Source organism: Halalkalibacter okhensis, assembly GCF_000787375.1.
Classification (GTDB): domain Bacteria; phylum Bacillota; class Bacilli; order Bacillales; family Bacillaceae_D; genus Halalkalibacter; species Halalkalibacter okhensis.
The window spans coordinates 1-15426 of sequence record NZ_JRJU01000065.1 but is presented as its reverse complement, the minus strand read 5'-3'; the positions used below and the strand labels follow the sequence as shown (position 1 = coordinate 15426).

Sequence of the window (15426 nt, the reverse complement as noted above, 5' to 3'; positions counted from 1 at the left end):
AGAGAACCATTTCTTTCAATTCTATAGTCTGGTGGCGATAGCGAAGAGGTCACACCCGTTCCCATGCCGAACACGGTCGTTAAGCTCTTTTGCGCCGATGGTAGTTGGGGGCTTCCCCCTGTGAGAGTAGGACGTTGCCAGGCAAACCGTTCCACAGTAGCTCAGTGGTAGAGCAATCGGCTGTTAACCGATCGGTCGTAGGTTCGAGTCCTACCTGTGGAGCCATTTTTTATGCTTCCATAGCTCAGCCGGTAGAGCACTACCATGGTAAGGTAGGGGTCAGCGGTTCAAGTCCGCTTGGAAGCTCCAGAAGAATACATATATTACGCGCCTCTTAGCTACTGCTGAGAGGCGCTTTTTAGTATAGCCGGCAAGTATTAATTGTTAGTGGGAGAAAGTCCTAATTGAATAAGTGCCAAGTCATTAAATAGCTGCATAACTACTACAGAAATTTTAAAGTGAAGGCCATCATTCATATTTACAGAAAAATATAAATCCCTTAACAGTTAGGTCATTAAATGGAGTGAAGAAAGTAGAACGGTAAAAATTTTTTATTGTGACCATTTGAACGTCATTATCGATAGTCAGCAACAACTTTTTAACCATAACTGAATGTGAATCGTTAATGGATAGGTATAGCTTTACATGGATTGTAGAAAAACAGCCGAAAAAAGGAGATAAAAAGGTTGGTTCCCTTCTTATCTCCTATCCAAGACCGTTCGCTTAAAAACTTATTCCCAAATCTCTTTAGAGAGATCTACAATATATTTCAGTTTTGCCCATTGCTCTTCCTCCGTTATTATATTTCCATGATGGGTAGAAGCAAAGCCGCATTGAGGACTGATACATAGTTGCTCAAGTGGTACATATTTAGTGGCTTCTTTTATACGGGCTTTAATATTTTCCTTATCCTCTAATTTTCCATGTTTCGATGTGAATATACCAAGCACGACTTGTGGACCATCCGGAATGAATTCCAATGGGGTAAAGTCACCGGAACGATCATCATCATATTCTAGGAAAAATCCGTTTACTTTTTCTTTTGCAAATAAGGTTGGGGCGATTTTAGCGTAACTCCCCTCAAATGCCCACTTAGATCGGTAGTTCCCTCGACAAAGATGAGTAGTTACAATCAGGTCTTCTGGTTTATCTTCTAGTACTCCATTTACAACTCGTAATGCTAAATCAATTAATTCTTCACGGGAATAACCACTATCATTAAATGGGATGTCCGCAGCGTTTAGACCTGCAATATATACGTCGTCAAGCTGTAAGTAGCGGCAACCGACATCATAGAAGGCTTTGATGGTTTCTCGGTATGCTTTAATAATATCGTTTGTATATTCTTCAATATCCGGATAAATCTCTTTGTTACGGATACCTGCGTTAAATAATTGGTTTGGACTAGGGATCGTTTGTTTGGCAACAGCACGTTCTCCGACAATTTTTTTAAATTCAATAAACTCTTTAAGATGTGGGTGAGCTGGATTAAATGAAATTTTACCAGTAACACGCACATCATATCTCTCTGTTTCCTCTCCTTTAAAGGCGAACCCATGATCTGGCACGTATCCCTCTACTCCATTTAAATGTTCGAGAAAGTCTGTATGCCAAAATCTACGGCGAAACTCTCCATCTGTTACAGCTTGTAACCCCACTTCGATTTGCTTGTCAACGACCTTTTTAATTTCTTCTGTTTCAATTGCATGTAATTCTTGTGCAGTAATGTGGCCATCTTGGAAATCCTTTCTCGCCTTATGAATTCTTTCTGGTCGTAATAAACTTCCCACATGATCTGCTCTAAATGGAGCTCTTACTTGTGTTTGTGTCGTCATAGATAAATCTCCCTCTTTCTTTTTAAACCTTTTCTTCTGTTGTTGTACGATCAGTTTAGCATAGGGAAACAGCTATAATGTAACACAATAAATCTATCTCGCGTTATAGCTTTAAGCTATAACTAGCGTAATTCTTCTTCAATTGATTCTTTTAAATATTGAATGTAAATATTAGCTAACAAACTGTTTGTAACGGTTTTATGAGTTATATAGCCAACGTTGATCCGTTCTTCCACCTTTAAAGGAACAGCAATAATGTCTCTACTATTTAATTTATGACTAATAACGCCAGTTGAAATCGTATAGCCATTCAGTCCGATAAGTAAATTAAATAATGTGGCCCGATCTGTTACTCGAATATTCTTTGGTCTAGAAAGAGTGCTCAGAATTTCTTCAGAAAAATAAAAGGAATTAAAATCTCCTTGTTCAAAAGATAGATACGGGTATGGAATCAAATCAGCTAACGTTACATATTCCTGCTTCCCAAGTGGATTGTTCGAGCTAATAAAAACATGGGGCTTTGCCTCAAACAGCTCATGAAAAATCAAATTCCCTTCTCTTAGGAACTTTTGAATCACCTTTTTATTAAAATCATTTACATATAAAATACCAACCTCACTTCGCAGGTTTTTCACATCATCAATAATTTCATAAGTCCTTGTTTCTCGTAGAGTAAATTCGTATTCCTCGCGGTCATAATTTTTTAGCAGTCTCACAAAGGCACTTACGGCAAATGCGTAATGTTGCGCAGATACAGAGAAATGTTGCTGCGGTGATTGTGTATGGGTATACCGATTTTCAAGTAGATCAGCTTGTTCTACTACTTGCCTTGCATAACCTAAAAACTCTGACCCTTCAGGTGTAATCAATATTCCTTGATTGGATCGTAAAAAAATGGTAATCCCTACTTCTTCCTCAAGCTCTTTCAGTGCGTTTGAAAGGCTGGGCTGACTTATGAAAAGTCTCTGCGCTGCTTTGTTAATTGAACGACTCCTTGCTACTTCAATTACATATTTTAGTTGTTTTAATGTCATCTTAATCCCTTTTCTCAAATAATTATTACCCTGAATTATACACGCTTATTTAGCTCTTAAGAAGTCTAACATCAATTCACCACATATAATTATAGTACGAATAAACGTTTCTGATTGTCCTAAAGACCCTCACTTTTGGAGACATTATATGCGCTTCTTAAAACGATGATATACTTCAAGTATGAAGTGAACTTTAATAATGGGTAACCTTCTAGTGCGAGCTAGGGGGAGAAGGGGGGTGGTTAAAGCACTAAATCTCTTGCTGATTGTTGGAGGGGTTGCGTGTCCAGAGGAAGTACTTGAGTTAAAAAGTGAAGGGGTGTCTCAAAAAGGGCTGCTTCTTGAATACCCCTTAAGCGAATGTCCTTGGAGGGTGGGGGCGTGGAGCTGGTAATTTAGAATTATCTCTTAATCAATTGTTTTGCAGTTAGCCCTGTAATAGCACCCACTAATCTACTGTCAATTCCGTAGTCAAGCATACACTCTGCTACTTGCATTTTTGTTTCTTCTTTTGCTTTATGCTGAACATAGTCTAATAGGGTAAGGAGTTCTTCACGTGAGTATAAAGGTTTGTGATCAGTCATTTCATCACCTCGAGCTCATTTTCTTCATTATAACGAATGTGTGTTCGCTTTTTCAAGTGGGTTATATAAATAAAAATTTTTTTCGAAAAAGGCTTGTCATCTTCTTTATATTTCGATATAATATTTTTTGTCAGTAAGAAATACATCTGTTGGCCCGTTGGTCAAGCGGTTAAGACACCGCCCTTTCACGGCGGTAACACGGGTTCGAATCCCGTACGGGTCACCAACATCATTGGAGGATTAGCTCAGCTGGGAGAGCACCTGCCTTACAAGCAGGGGGTCGGCGGTTCGATCCCGTCATCCTCCACCATATGCCGGCCTAGCTCAATTGGTAGAGCAACTGACTTGTAATCAGTAGGTTGGGGGTTCAAGTCCTCTGGCCGGCATCGTTTCATTTGAATTGTGGAGGGGTAGCGAAGTGGCTAAACGCGGCGGACTGTAAATCCGCTCCCTCCGGGTTCGGCGGTTCGAATCCGTCCCCCTCCACCATTAATGGGCTATCGCCAAGCGGTAAGGCAACGGATTTTGATTCCGTCATGCGTAGGTTCGAATCCTGCTAGCCCAGCCATTTTCTTCTTTAAGACAATTGCTCTGTTAAAGACTGAAATGATCTTCATTTGAATGTGACGAGCCATTAGCTCAGTTGGTAGAGCATCTGACTTTTAATCAGAGGGTCGAAGGTTCGAGTCCTTCATGGCTCACCATTTTTTATTATTTGCGGAAGTAGTTCAGTGGTAGAACACCACCTTGCCAAGGTGGGGGTCGCGGGTTCGAATCCCGTCTTCCGCTCCAGGAATGTCGGGGCCTTAGCTCAGCTGGGAGAGCGCCTGCCTTGCACGCAGGAGGTCAGCGGTTCGATCCCGCTAGGCTCCACCATATATACTTAAATCAAAGTCATGGATATTAATCTATGGCTTTTTATTTTTTAGTTATTGATTTATAGGGGTATGACACTCTGATTCTAGAGATTGGTATTTGTTTAATAAATCATCTAGTTTGTGACTGAAATCGATCATTTCCTCTGATATAAGCGGAGTGTGCTTCGCTTTTTCATTTAATAACGATCTATATCGTTCAATTTCTTGTAAAAGTAATTCCTTTTCAGTAGTCATATCGATCACATCCTTATCAAGAATTGGCTACAACGGATTTGATAGAATTGGTTTCTTATAAATACCCAATTTTTTGAAGAAGTAAACATAGTAACCGTGTTATGATAGCTATAGAATTGTAATTAGTATTTTTTGAAAAAAATTTAAAGGTTTGAAACTTTAGAGGTATGTAAAACGTATGTAATGTCAGAATGAATGTAGGTAGGGGTAGTTTGATGGATACAATTGTGAAGAGGTTAATCCGGGAAGTGAGGAAAGGCGATCAACAGGCGTTTGCGGAAATTGTAGAACTCTATAAGGATAAAGTGTATCAAGTAGCCTATCGTATGGTGGGCAATGTCCATGAAGCGCAGGATGTAGCACAGGAGGCTTTTTTACGTGCGTATACGAACATTGAGAGATTTGATGTGAATAGAAAGTTTTCTACTTGGTTATTTCGGATTGCAACGAATGTAGCAATTGACCGTTTACGTAAAAAAAAGCCAGACTTCTATCTTCAAGATGAAGTAAAAGGATCTGAAGGGTTAACGTTTGAGTCCCAATTAGCTGCTGACGAGGAACGACCTGAAGATCAAGTCATAACCATTGAAATGCAAGAGTGGGTTCAAGATGAAATTAATCAACTCCCCCCTAAGTATCGTACAGCGATCATTCTTAAATATATGGAAGATCTATCTATTAGTGAAATTAGTGACATTCTTGATATTCCACAATCCACTGTTAAAACGAGAGTTCATAGAGGCAGAGAAGCTCTAAGGAAGAGAATGCGCCATGTTTAGGAAGGGGTGTTAGCATGAAGTGTGAACAAAAATATGATGAATTAATTCAAAAAGTCGTCGATTCCGAAGCAACTGACGAAGAAAGAAAGCAGCTAGACCAACATTTAACATCGTGTGCTTCTTGTAGACAACACCTTCACGAGTTAAAAAAAGTGATCGCCTTTGTCCAAAGTGCCTCTCATATTGAAGCGCCTCCTAATTTTACAGAAGGTGTTATGGCTAGATTGCCAGAACGAAAAAAGACGTCTAAGTGGAAGCAATGGACACGAAAACATCCGTTATTAGTGTCTGCTGCTGTATTCTTTTTGCTCATGTTAGCGAGTGTCTCATCCCTTTGGAATACTGGGAATGAACAAGTGGCAGTAACAGGCTCTGGGAAAGTGCAAATTGATCAAGAAAGTGGAAGAGTGATTGTTCCAGAAGGTGAAGTGATTGAAGGGGATTTAGTAGTAAGAAATGGACTACTCCAAGTCGATGGAGAAGTCCAAGGTAATGTGTTGCTTGTTAATAGCGAATCTTATTACGCCTCAGTTGGGCATGTCTCTGGAGAAATCCAAGAGCTTAATCAAGCGCTAGATTGGGTTTGGTATAACGTGAAGAATTTCTTTAAAGAAGTGGTATCAATTACAAATAACGAGGGTTCAGATGATTAATAAAAGGTAAGAGTTTTTCACCACTGAGTTATGAGGGTACGAAAAAAGGACATCCCTTTTTTCGTACCCTTGAGATACATACGGCTCTTTACGGTTGTAGAATTCAACTTTGAACGTAGACTGTGATATAATGGGACAAGGGAAAGAGGACCTCGCGTAGGTGCCTCTTTCGATGTATGTTAATGGTTTGGAGGAAGAGCCATGTTTTCTTTAGGAGAGTTTCGTTTGCTCAATTATGTAGGGCAAATTATCGATATATTGCTCGTTACCTATGTTGTCTATAAGGCGATTATGATTATCCGTGGTACGAGGGCTGTTCAATTAGTTAAAGGAATTACTGTGATACTTGCCGTTTGGTTCTTAAGCCGTTTTTTAGGTTTACGAACATTAGAATTTCTTATGAATCAGACGTTCACATATGGTTTGCTAGCCATAATTATTATTTTTCAGCCGGAACTGAGAAGAGCGTTAGAACAATTAGGTCGAGGTCGGTTTTTTTCAAGCAGAACGATGCCTCAAGATGATTCTGCCAAAAAATCGATTGATGCTATTGTGAAAGCATCCTCCTATATGGGAAAACGTAGAATTGGTGCATTGATGTCCTTAGAGCGTGAAACAGGTATGACTGATTATGTAGAAACAGGTATTCAAATGAACGCTCATTTAACATCGGAGTTACTCATTAATACGTTTATCCCAAATACCCCATTACATGATGGTGCAGTCATTCTAAAAGGTAATACGATTTTAGCGGCAGCTTGTTATTTGCCATTATCGGAAAACCCATTTATTTCAAAGGAATTAGGAACAAGACACCGGGCGGCTTTAGGGGTAAGTGAAGTAACAGATTCCATTACGATTGTTGTTTCAGAGGAGACAGGGAGTATTTCTTTAACGAAAAATGGTGAGTTACATAGAGAGTTAGATGAGGAAAAACTTCGCACGCTGTTAGAAAAAGAACTACTATTTGAAAGCAAGCAAACGACCGCTTCACGTTGGCAGTGGGGAGGGAAGAAAAATGGATAGATTGTTTAATAGCCATTGGTTTGTTAAGATCATTTCTTTTTTTATCGCCTTAATGTTATTTACAATGGTGAACATTGATAATATGGCATCACAGCCCGGAGTATTGCCATCCATATCTCCAGCTTCCTACACGTTAGAGGATGTAGAATTATCCGTTTACTATGATGAGGAAAATTATGCAATTACGGACAAAACGGAACATGTGCAGGTGAATTTGAAAGGTCCACAGAGCTCTCTTACTTTGTTTCAGTTGACAAGGCCCTCCTATGAAGTGTTTGTCGATGTTAGAGAAAGAGGAGAAGGTGTTCATACGTTGAGCGTGCAACACCGGAATTTTCCAAGTGATTTAGGTGTTTCGATCGTTCCTCAATACGTCAGGGTGGAGCTTCAGGAGAAGCAAACGGTTTCTTTCCCTGTCCAAGTAGATATTATCAATTCAAGTGAAGTTGAGGAAGGATACACGGTAGGGACACCGATTGTTACTCCATTAAACGTTGATGTGACAGCAGCTAGAAGTTTAGTGGCTGAAGTCCATGAAGTAAAAGCATATGTCGACGTTTCGGGTGCAGATAGAGCAATTGAGGAAACCACACCCGTCAGACTTTATGATGAAGATGGGAATGAGTTGTCATTGGCGGTAGATCCGCAAGTGGTTGATGTGAAAATCCCAATTACAAGTCCAAATCGTACGGTTCCAGGAAAGGTTACTCGTACAGGAGAATTACCTGAGGGAGTTAGTATTAATGAAGTAAGGATTGATCCAGAAGAATTGACGGTGTATGGTTCAAGAGAAGTGATCGATCGTATGAACGTCGTTGAAGTAGGAACGTTAGACCTGAGTCAATTAACGGAAAGCCAAACGATAGAAATGGAAGTCCCTATCCCGCCAGGCGTGGAGCGTGTAACACCAGATACGGTGAATGTTTCCGTTTCAATTAGCACAGAAGAAGAACAGGAGTTTACGGATATACCGGTAGAAATCATTGGTGGGCGTGATGGCGAAGAGATTACATTCAATGGGGACGAAACGAGAGAATTAGCAATTACTGCAAGAGGTTCAGAGGAGCTTCTTGAAAGGTTAAGTGAAACCGATATACAAGCATTTGTTGATGTTAGTGATTTGTCGACCGGAGAACACGAGGTAGAGGTGCAAATTAATGGCCCTCCAAATATTCGCTTTGACTCTAGTGAAACGACAATTCCAATTGAAATTATCTCGCATAGTGAGTGATGATTAGTGTTGAAGGAGAGAATAAATAATGGGAAATTATTTTGGTACTGATGGTGTTCGAGGAGTTGCTAATAAGGAACTTACCCCTGAACTAGCTTTTAAATTAGGAAGAGCGGGTGGATATGTATTAACCAAAGATACAGAAAAGCCTCGTGTTGTTGTTGGGCGCGATACACGTATTTCCGGTGAGATGTTAGAAAGTGCTCTAGTTGCAGGGTTATTGTCAATAGGAGCAGAAGTCATGCGACTTGGGGTTATTTCTACTCCAGGTGTTGCCTTTTTAACAAAAGCATTAAGTGCAAATGCGGGTGTCATGATTTCTGCATCTCACAATCCAGTCCCTGATAATGGGATTAAGTTCTTTGGTCCGGATGGCTTTAAATTATTAGACAATCAAGAAGCTGAAATTGAGCGCTTGTTGGATAGTGAAGATGAACTTCCAAGGCCAACAGGAGGCGCGCTAGGAGTTATAACGGACTATTTTGAGGGCGGTCAAAAGTATCTTCAATATCTAAAACAAACGGTCCAAGAAGACTTCTCAGGTATTCATATTGCGTTAGATTGTGCACATGGAGCGGCGTCATCATTGGCTCCTCACTTGTTTGCTGATTTAGAGGCTGATATTTCAACGATGGGTACATCGCCAAACGGGGTTAATATCAATGAAAATTGTGGGTCAACCCATCCAGAAGCTCTTTCAGCCTTTGTCCTTGAAAAAGGAGCACAAATTGGTCTTGCGTTTGACGGAGATGCAGATCGTATCATTGCTATTGATGAGAACGGTGACGTCGTTGACGGCGACAAAATTATGTTCATTTGTGCAAAATACATGAAAGAGCAAGGTTGGTTAAAGCATAATACCGTTGTATCAACCGTAATGAGTAATCTTGGCTTCTACAAAGGATTAGAAGAGTTAGGGATTGAAGCGAAGCAAACATCTGTTGGAGATCGCTATGTAATGGAAGAAATGAGAAAAGGTGGCTATAATATTGGCGGAGAGCAATCTGGCCATATTATCTTCCTAGATCACATTACAACAGGTGATGGCTTATTATCGGCGCTGCAACTTGTGAATATTATGAAGGTGAAGAATATGCCACTATCCAAGCTTGCTTCAGAAATGGAAACTTTCCCGCAAAAGTTAGTGAATGTTCGTGTTACAGATAAGCATGCGGTCACTGAGAACGCAAAAGTGAGTGCGGCGATTGAGGACGTAGAATCTAAGATGGCTGGTGAGGGCCGAGTCCTTGTCCGTCCTTCTGGAACAGAGCCGCTTGTTCGCGTTATGATTGAAGCGAAGACGGAAGAGCTTTGTAATCAATATGTTGATCAAATTGCTGAAGTGGTGAAAGCGGAAATGGGTTTAGACGATTAAAAGGATATATGCATAAGTGGCACAAAACAGGCTGCTTATGCATATTTTTTAATTAGAAGTAGAACTTTGAAAAAGTTTGTTAAATATTTACTTCTGATTGACGATTTATGGCCGGTAAGGTATGATAGAGCAAGTCAAGAATAGAAAGGAGATTGTAGAAAAGTCAATTTAAAAAGCGCCTGGACTATAGTGTATATAGTTGACGAGGAGAGGGAGTATCGAACGGTCGGCGGATGCCCTCCGGTTGTAAGCATGACAACCGTAAGACTTCTGAGTGAAAACAAAGAGGCAACTCTTTGCACAAAGCCAGAAGTAAGCATGCCTTCTAAAAATATGTTAAGAGTGGGGGTAAGATTGCCCTCAAGCTTCTTGCCCCCAACTTCGGGAGGTAATTATTTTATGTGCGGAATTGTTGGATATATTGGATCAGAAGATGCGAAAGAAATTTTACTACGTGGTTTAGAGAAGCTAGAATACCGTGGATATGACTCGGCAGGGATTGCTGTTGCGAACGAGGATGGCGTTCATGTATTTAAGGAAAAAGGTCGTATTGCAGCGCTTAGAAATGTAGTCGATGAAGCGGTTGATGGAACAGTAGGGATTGGTCACACACGCTGGGCGACCCACGGAGTACCAAGTCGTACGAACGCTCACCCGCATCAAAGTGAGACAGCTCGATTTACACTCGTTCATAATGGTGTAATTGAAAACTATGAACAGTTAAAAGCTGAATATTTGAAAGATGTAGACTTACAAAGTGATACGGATACAGAGATTATTGTTCAACTTGTTGATCGTTTGGTAAAAGACGGTCAAACAGTAGAAGCAGCATTCAGTCATACATTATCTTTATTAAAAGGTTCTTATGCGATTGCGCTTCTAGACAAACAAAACTCTGACTTAGTCTATGTTGGGAAGAATAAGAGTCCACTTCTTATTGGTGTTGGCGATGGTGTCAATGTCATTGCTTCTGATGCGATGGCGATGCTCCAAGTAACAAATCAATTTGTTGAAATTATGGATAAAGAAATCGTTCTAGTAACTCGTGATAACATTACAATCAAAACTCTTGATGGTACTGTGATGACACGTTCACCTTATACAGCGGAACTTGATGCGAGCGATATTGAAAAAGGCACGTATCCTCATTTCATGTTAAAGGAAATCGATGAACAGCCTTTTGTTATCCGTAACATTATTCAAAAGTATCAAAATGAGAATGGAACAGTCCGTTTGGATGAAGACATTCGCGAAGCAATGAAATCTTCTGATCGAATTTATATTATTGCTGCAGGAACTAGTTATCATGCTGGTCTTGTTGGAAAGCAGCTGATCGAAAAGATCGCTGAACGTCCAGTAGAAGTTCATATTGCGAGTGAATTCTTGTACAATATGCCACTTCTATCAGAAAACCCACTCTTTATTTTTATTTCACAAAGTGGTGAAACAGCAGACCTTCGAGGTGTGTTAGTTGATGTAAAAGAAAAAGGTTACAAAGCATTAACGATTACGAACGTACCTGGTTCAACACTTTCTCGTGAAGCAGACTTTACGTTACACACGTATGCAGGTCCTGAAATTGCTGTTGCTTCAACGAAAGCATATACAGCTCAAATGGCTGTTCTTACATTGCTGGCTGTTGACACAGCAAATGCGAAAGGGATTGAACTTGATTTTGACCCTATTCAAGAGCTTGGAATTGTTGCAAGTGCTATGGAAGCTCTTTGCGACCAAAAAGAAAAGTTAGAACAAATAGCACGTGACTACTTGGCTGTAACAAGAAACTGCTTCTTCATTGGTCGTGCAGCGGATTACTTTGTTTGCTTAGAGGGTGCTCTTAAATTAAAAGAAATCTCTTACATTCAAGCAGAAGGATTTGCTGGTGGAGAGTTAAAGCACGGAACAATCGCTTTAATTGAAGAAGGTACACCAGTTGTTGCCATTGCTACACAAGAACATGTGAACTTAAGCATTCGTGGAAATGTAAAGGAAGTTGCTGCTCGTGGAGCAAACCCTTGTATTATTAGCATGGAAGGCTTAGCGCATGACGGGGATGCGTTTGTGATACCAAAGGTGCATGAACATCTAACATCATTAGCAACCGTGATTCCGCTGCAATTAATCTCTTATTATGCAGCACTACACCGTGATTGCGATGTCGATAAGCCGCGTAACCTAGCGAAAAGTGTAACGGTTGAGTAAGAATAAGTAAGAAGGTACGGAACTTTTTACTACCCTAAAGCCCTTAAGGTGATCATACCTTAGGGGCTTTTTTCCTTTGCATAATGAATATATATTGGCTAAAGCAATTTGTGTAATAGCTCTTGATCACATTAAACCATTTAGGGGTTTGAGCCCGCTTCCAAACAAGGAGCAATGGACCGAGTAACAATGCTTTTCTAAATGGGGCTTTAAATTTCAATAAGAAAAAAAGCAACGTAGGTATAGAGAGTTTCCAAACAAATTTAGGTTTCGTTGTGAATAAGTAGCCGTATGAAAAGAGAAAGATGTAGATGCTCCATGACCAAAAAATATTCCAGCCATTTTTGAAATAGATCATGTTGAATTTTTCACCGAAGAATTCGACGAGCGCACATTTGAATGACCACTTCAAAATATGTTTCATTTGTAATCGTATGTCTTCTTCAGGAAACTTAGCCATGCATAGTAAAAATATTAAAGGTGTGATGAAAAAGATATGAACCACCCGTAATTGCTTTAGGTTCAAACTATTTGACTGTAGTTCCCATAAAATATGCCGTTTGAAGAAATAGTAATAAGAAGAATTAATGAATGCAATGTAAATTAGCGCTTTCAAGTAACGAGGGAGAATTCGCCAAGTTTGGTGCCTGTAGTTTAGCCAAATTAGGAATGTCGATAGAAAGATGTGCCTCATTTTTTTTATCCCTTTCAAATGTAATATGTCACAAAGATTAGGATACTCAAAGCGTCGATAAAAAATGTAAGGAATTGTAATTTACAAGCAATACCATTTTAGGCGTATTGAGGGATTTGGGAGGGAGTCCTACAATGGCCAAGCCCCATTACAGTAATGAGGCTTGTTGTAATTAGCATTGATTCTTGATCTTCTTGAAATTAGAGTTTAAATTGTCGAACGAGGGTATTCAATTTTTCTGCTAATTCTGCTAGCTGTTCAGAACTATAAGCAACTCCCTCCATCGAGGTGCTCACTTGTTGTGTAGCTGCCGATGTTTGTTCCACTCCTGCTGCAGACTGTTCTGAAACAGAAGCTATTTCTTCGATGGTAGCATTCATGTTTTTGCTATTTAAAGAAATGGAGGCTAAATTATCTGTTACGGTTTGAATGCTAGTAGCCATATCTGTAACAGCTGTATTGATTAAAGCAAAGGTTTCGCCTGTTGTTGTTAGTTGATTTGTTCCTTGCTCTACTTCTTTATAGCCATCTTGTAATGATGCTGTGACTAAGCTTGATTCTGATTGGATTTTGTCGACAATATGTGTGATATCCGTAACGGAGTAAGATACTTGTTCTGCTAATTTACGTACTTCATCGGCAACGACTGCAAAGCCACGTCCATGCTCTCCGGCACGGGCTGCTTCAATAGCTGCATTCAAGGCAAGTAGGTTTGTTTGATCAGCAATTTCTTTAATGACAGAAACTAACTTGGATATTTCCTGAGATTGAAGATCGAGACCTTGAACCTTACGGACAGCATTTTGGACGATGTCGTCGATACGAGTCATTTGTTCGATGGAGGAACCCATAAGACGTTTACCTTCTTGTGTCATCTCCATAACATTAAGCGAAGACGTATTAATGACTTTTCCGTTTTCATTAGCATCAAGGATTTTCGTCGAAAAAGAATCCATTAACTTGGTAAGCTGGTACGTGTTATTTGCTTGAACCTCAGAGCCGGATGCTAGCTCTTGCATCGTTACAGCCGTTTGTTGTGAGCCGGCTTTTACTTCAGAAGCTGAGTGTGACAACTCTTCACTTCGATTTGATACGGACCCAGAAACAACACTAATTTCTGAAATCAAGTTCTTTGTATTTTCCCCCATCTTATTGACGGCAAAAATAAGCTGACCTACTTCATCTTTTAAGTTTGTTTGAAGTGGTTTTTGACTTAAGTCATAATTGGCAATTGCGTTCATCCGTTCCATAACGGCTTTAATTGGAGTCGTGATGATTTGAGAAGTAACTAAAGCAATACCGATACCAAATGCAACAATAAGCAACGTAACGGCAATGCAAGTGTAAAGAAGAATTTGGCCAATACTTAAAATGGCGTTTCCTTGTTCTTCTATTAACAGCTCCCTTGCCGAAGCAATTTCTTCAAATCCCTCCATAATTTCTTGACCAAGAGGTTGAACCGTTTCATTTAAAACGCGAATCGCGCGTTCTTCGTTGCCGTTATGATACGCTGTGATGACGCTACTGTTAACTATTTCGCGCCAACCTAGGCTTCTGTTAATCAAATACTGAACTTCTTCTGAATTATTTATAGCAAGAATGGTATCTTGAAGCCGTTCACTATCTTCTGTATATCGGTAATATTCATCAATAATATCTTGTTCCCCGTGGATCATATAACCACGCAGAGAAGCAATTCGCTGAGACATATTCAGTTGTAATTCTTTTTCTGAGATTAATAATGTTAGTTGTTCGTTAACAATTGCTTCGGTGTTTTGATTAATTTTGTTTATCGAGAAGAAGGTTAGAGTGCCTAATACCGCAACCAATAGAATGACAAAAGAAAAAGAAAGTAATATCTTTGTTTTTATACTTTTTAAGTAAAATACCTTTTTCATTGCTTAACTCCTAACATCTCTTTTAGTTATAAAGCGCTTCCAATAAATAGGCCAATGGGGGGAGGCTCTTTTAAAAGCTGCTTACCCAATAAAGGGTTAGGTTCATATTCTAGTGTATAGATGATGGTAAATAAATGCTAGAACTATTTTCCTGTATAGCGTAGAAATTTAGCATTTAGGGAGAAAAACCATTAATACATAGAAAAATGAAGGCAAAAATTTTTTAAAAAAACTTTGTACGTTCGATAGACAAACTAAGTTTGTGGTGATATAATTCAATTATTGAAAGCGATTTCCAATAATCATAACAATGGGGGATATAAACATGAGCTATTTTAAAAATGTGAATCAAGTAAAATTTGAAGGTTCTCGTTCTGAAAATCCATTCTCGTATAAATATTACAATCCTGAAGAACAAATCAACGGCAAATCAATGGAAGAGTTTCTTCGCTTTGCGGTTTCTTACTGGCATACATTCACAGGAGAAGGAAATGACCCATTTGGTAGCGGTACAGCGGTGCGTCCTTATAACCACCTAACGGGCATGGATTTAGCGAAGGCTCGTGTGGAAGCATCGTTTGAATTTTTTGAGAAGCTAGGGGTTCCATACTTCTGTTTCCATGATATTGATATTGCTCCTGAATCCGATTCATTAAGTGAAACGTTCAAGAACTTAGATGAAATTGTCGACATGATCGAAGAGTATATGAAAACAAGCAAAGTAAAACTTCTATGGAATACAGCGAATATGTTTACACATTCACGCTGGGTACACGGCGCAGCAACGGCTCCAAATGCGGATGTGTTTGCGTATGCAGCGGCAAAAGTAAAGAAAGGTTTAGAAGTAGGGAAGCGTTTAGGCTCTGAAAACTATGTATTCTGGGGCGGACGTGAAGGGTATGACACGCTTCTAAATACAGATATGGGCCTAGAGCTAGATAATCTTGCGCGTTTCTTCCATATGGCGAAGGATTATGCGAAGGAAATTGGATTTGACGCTCAA

The 15426-nt window shown here is 39.6% G+C and carries 13 protein-coding genes, 10 tRNA genes and 1 rRNA gene; 19 read left to right on the top strand and 5 right to left on the bottom strand.

Translation table 11 applies throughout. The annotated features are described in order from the left end of the window. Nucleotides 1–27 precede the first annotated feature (27 nt). From rrf to LQ50_RS23335, 3 genes are all read left to right on the top strand, one after another. Nucleotides 28–143 (top strand): 5S ribosomal RNA (gene rrf, locus LQ50_RS23345). A gap of 7 nt (nt 144–150) precedes the next feature. Further along, nucleotides 151–225, top strand: a tRNA-Asn gene (locus LQ50_RS23340). 8 nt (nt 226–233) lie between these two features. Next, nucleotides 234–309, top strand: a tRNA-Thr gene (locus LQ50_RS23335). 422 nt (nt 310–731) lie between these two features. Here LQ50_RS23335 and LQ50_RS23330 read toward each other — a convergent pair. Beyond that, a complete protein-coding gene (locus tag LQ50_RS23330; RefSeq protein ID WP_034634040.1) occupies nt 732–1835 on the bottom strand; it encodes a 5-methyltetrahydropteroyltriglutamate--homocysteine S-methyltransferase in 1104 nt (367 codons plus the stop codon). Nucleotides 1836–1957: 122 nt separating this feature from the next. Then, entirely contained in the window at nt 1958–2869 is a 912-nt protein-coding gene (locus LQ50_RS23325) for a LysR family transcriptional regulator (protein ID WP_034634038.1), read from the bottom strand. Nucleotides 2870–3107: 238 nt separating this feature from the next. Between LQ50_RS23325 and LQ50_RS25615 the strand changes: the two genes are divergently transcribed. Continuing rightward, entirely contained in the window at nt 3108–3263 is a 156-nt protein-coding gene (locus LQ50_RS25615) for a hypothetical protein (protein ID WP_161784719.1), read from the top strand. A 7-nt stretch (nt 3264–3270) separates the two neighbouring features. On the opposite strand, the gene LQ50_RS23320 is transcribed toward LQ50_RS25615, so the two are convergent. Continuing rightward, nucleotides 3271–3453 carry a hypothetical protein gene (locus LQ50_RS23320; protein WP_034634036.1) on the bottom strand — a complete coding sequence of 61 codons (183 nt, stop codon included), beginning with the start codon at nt 3451–3453 and terminating at the stop codon, nt 3271–3273. A 151-nt stretch (nt 3454–3604) separates the two neighbouring features. Here LQ50_RS23320 and LQ50_RS23315 point away from each other — a divergent pair. The 8 genes from LQ50_RS23315 (at nt 3605) to LQ50_RS23280 (ending at nt 4329) form a co-directional block, all read left to right on the top strand. Continuing rightward, a tRNA-Glu gene (locus LQ50_RS23315) sits at nt 3605–3679 on the top strand. Between the two features lie 8 nt (nt 3680–3687). Further along, nucleotides 3688–3763, top strand: a tRNA-Val gene (locus LQ50_RS23310). Between the two features lie 3 nt (nt 3764–3766). Next, nucleotides 3767–3839: transfer RNA gene (locus LQ50_RS23305), tRNA-Thr, on the top strand. Nucleotides 3840–3857: 18 nt separating this feature from the next. Next, nucleotides 3858–3942, top strand: a tRNA-Tyr gene (locus tag LQ50_RS23300). A gap of 4 nt (nt 3943–3946) precedes the next feature. Then, nucleotides 3947–4021 (top strand) — tRNA-Gln (locus LQ50_RS23295). A gap of 60 nt (nt 4022–4081) precedes the next feature. Next, nucleotides 4082–4157: transfer RNA gene (locus LQ50_RS23290), tRNA-Lys, on the top strand. A gap of 13 nt (nt 4158–4170) precedes the next feature. Beyond that, nucleotides 4171–4245 (top strand) — tRNA-Gly (locus tag LQ50_RS23285). Nucleotides 4246–4253: 8 nt separating this feature from the next. Next, a tRNA-Ala gene (locus LQ50_RS23280) sits at nt 4254–4329 on the top strand. A 53-nt stretch (nt 4330–4382) separates the two neighbouring features. Here LQ50_RS23280 and LQ50_RS23275 read toward each other — a convergent pair. Next, on the bottom strand, nt 4383–4565 hold the full coding sequence (locus LQ50_RS23275) for an aspartyl-phosphate phosphatase Spo0E family protein (RefSeq protein ID WP_034634035.1): 183 nt from the start codon (nt 4563–4565) through the stop codon (nt 4383–4385). Between the two features lie 215 nt (nt 4566–4780). On the opposite strand from LQ50_RS23275, the gene sigW reads away from it, so the two are divergent. From sigW to glmS, 6 genes are all read left to right on the top strand, one after another. Continuing rightward, a complete protein-coding gene (gene sigW, locus LQ50_RS23270; protein ID WP_034634033.1) occupies nt 4781–5344 on the top strand; it encodes an RNA polymerase sigma factor SigW in 564 nt (187 codons plus the stop codon). A gap of 14 nt (nt 5345–5358) precedes the next feature. Continuing rightward, nucleotides 5359–5997: an anti-sigma factor family protein gene (locus tag LQ50_RS23265; RefSeq protein WP_034634032.1), complete on the top strand. Its 639-nt coding sequence runs from the start codon at nt 5359–5361 to the stop codon at nt 5995–5997. Between the two features lie 201 nt (nt 5998–6198). Then, nucleotides 6199–7023 (top strand): diadenylate cyclase CdaA, encoded by an 825-nt coding sequence (gene cdaA, locus LQ50_RS23260; RefSeq protein ID WP_034634030.1) that lies wholly within the window; start codon nt 6199–6201, stop codon nt 7021–7023. Next, entirely contained in the window at nt 7016–8254 is a 1239-nt protein-coding gene (locus LQ50_RS23255; RefSeq protein ID WP_034634029.1) for a CdaR family protein, read from the top strand. Before cdaA ends, LQ50_RS23255 begins: the two co-directional genes overlap by 8 nt. A gap of 28 nt (nt 8255–8282) precedes the next feature. Then, nucleotides 8283–9629 (top strand): phosphoglucosamine mutase, encoded by a 1347-nt coding sequence (gene glmM, locus LQ50_RS23250; RefSeq protein ID WP_034634027.1) that lies wholly within the window; start codon nt 8283–8285, stop codon nt 9627–9629. A 399-nt stretch (nt 9630–10028) separates the two neighbouring features. Further along, entirely contained in the window at nt 10029–11831 is a 1803-nt protein-coding gene (gene glmS, locus LQ50_RS23245) for a glutamine--fructose-6-phosphate transaminase (isomerizing) (protein ID WP_034634025.1), read from the top strand. A gap of 894 nt (nt 11832–12725) precedes the next feature. On the opposite strand, the gene LQ50_RS23235 is transcribed toward glmS, so the two are convergent. Further along, nucleotides 12726–14423 carry a methyl-accepting chemotaxis protein gene (locus tag LQ50_RS23235; protein ID WP_034634023.1) on the bottom strand — a complete coding sequence of 566 codons (1698 nt, stop codon included), beginning with the start codon at nt 14421–14423 and terminating at the stop codon, nt 12726–12728. Between the two features lie 325 nt (nt 14424–14748). Here LQ50_RS23235 and LQ50_RS23230 point away from each other — a divergent pair. Continuing rightward, on the top strand, nt 14749–15426 hold a 678-nt coding region (locus LQ50_RS23230; RefSeq protein ID WP_034634021.1), incomplete at its 3' end, for an apurinic/apyrimidinic endonuclease family protein.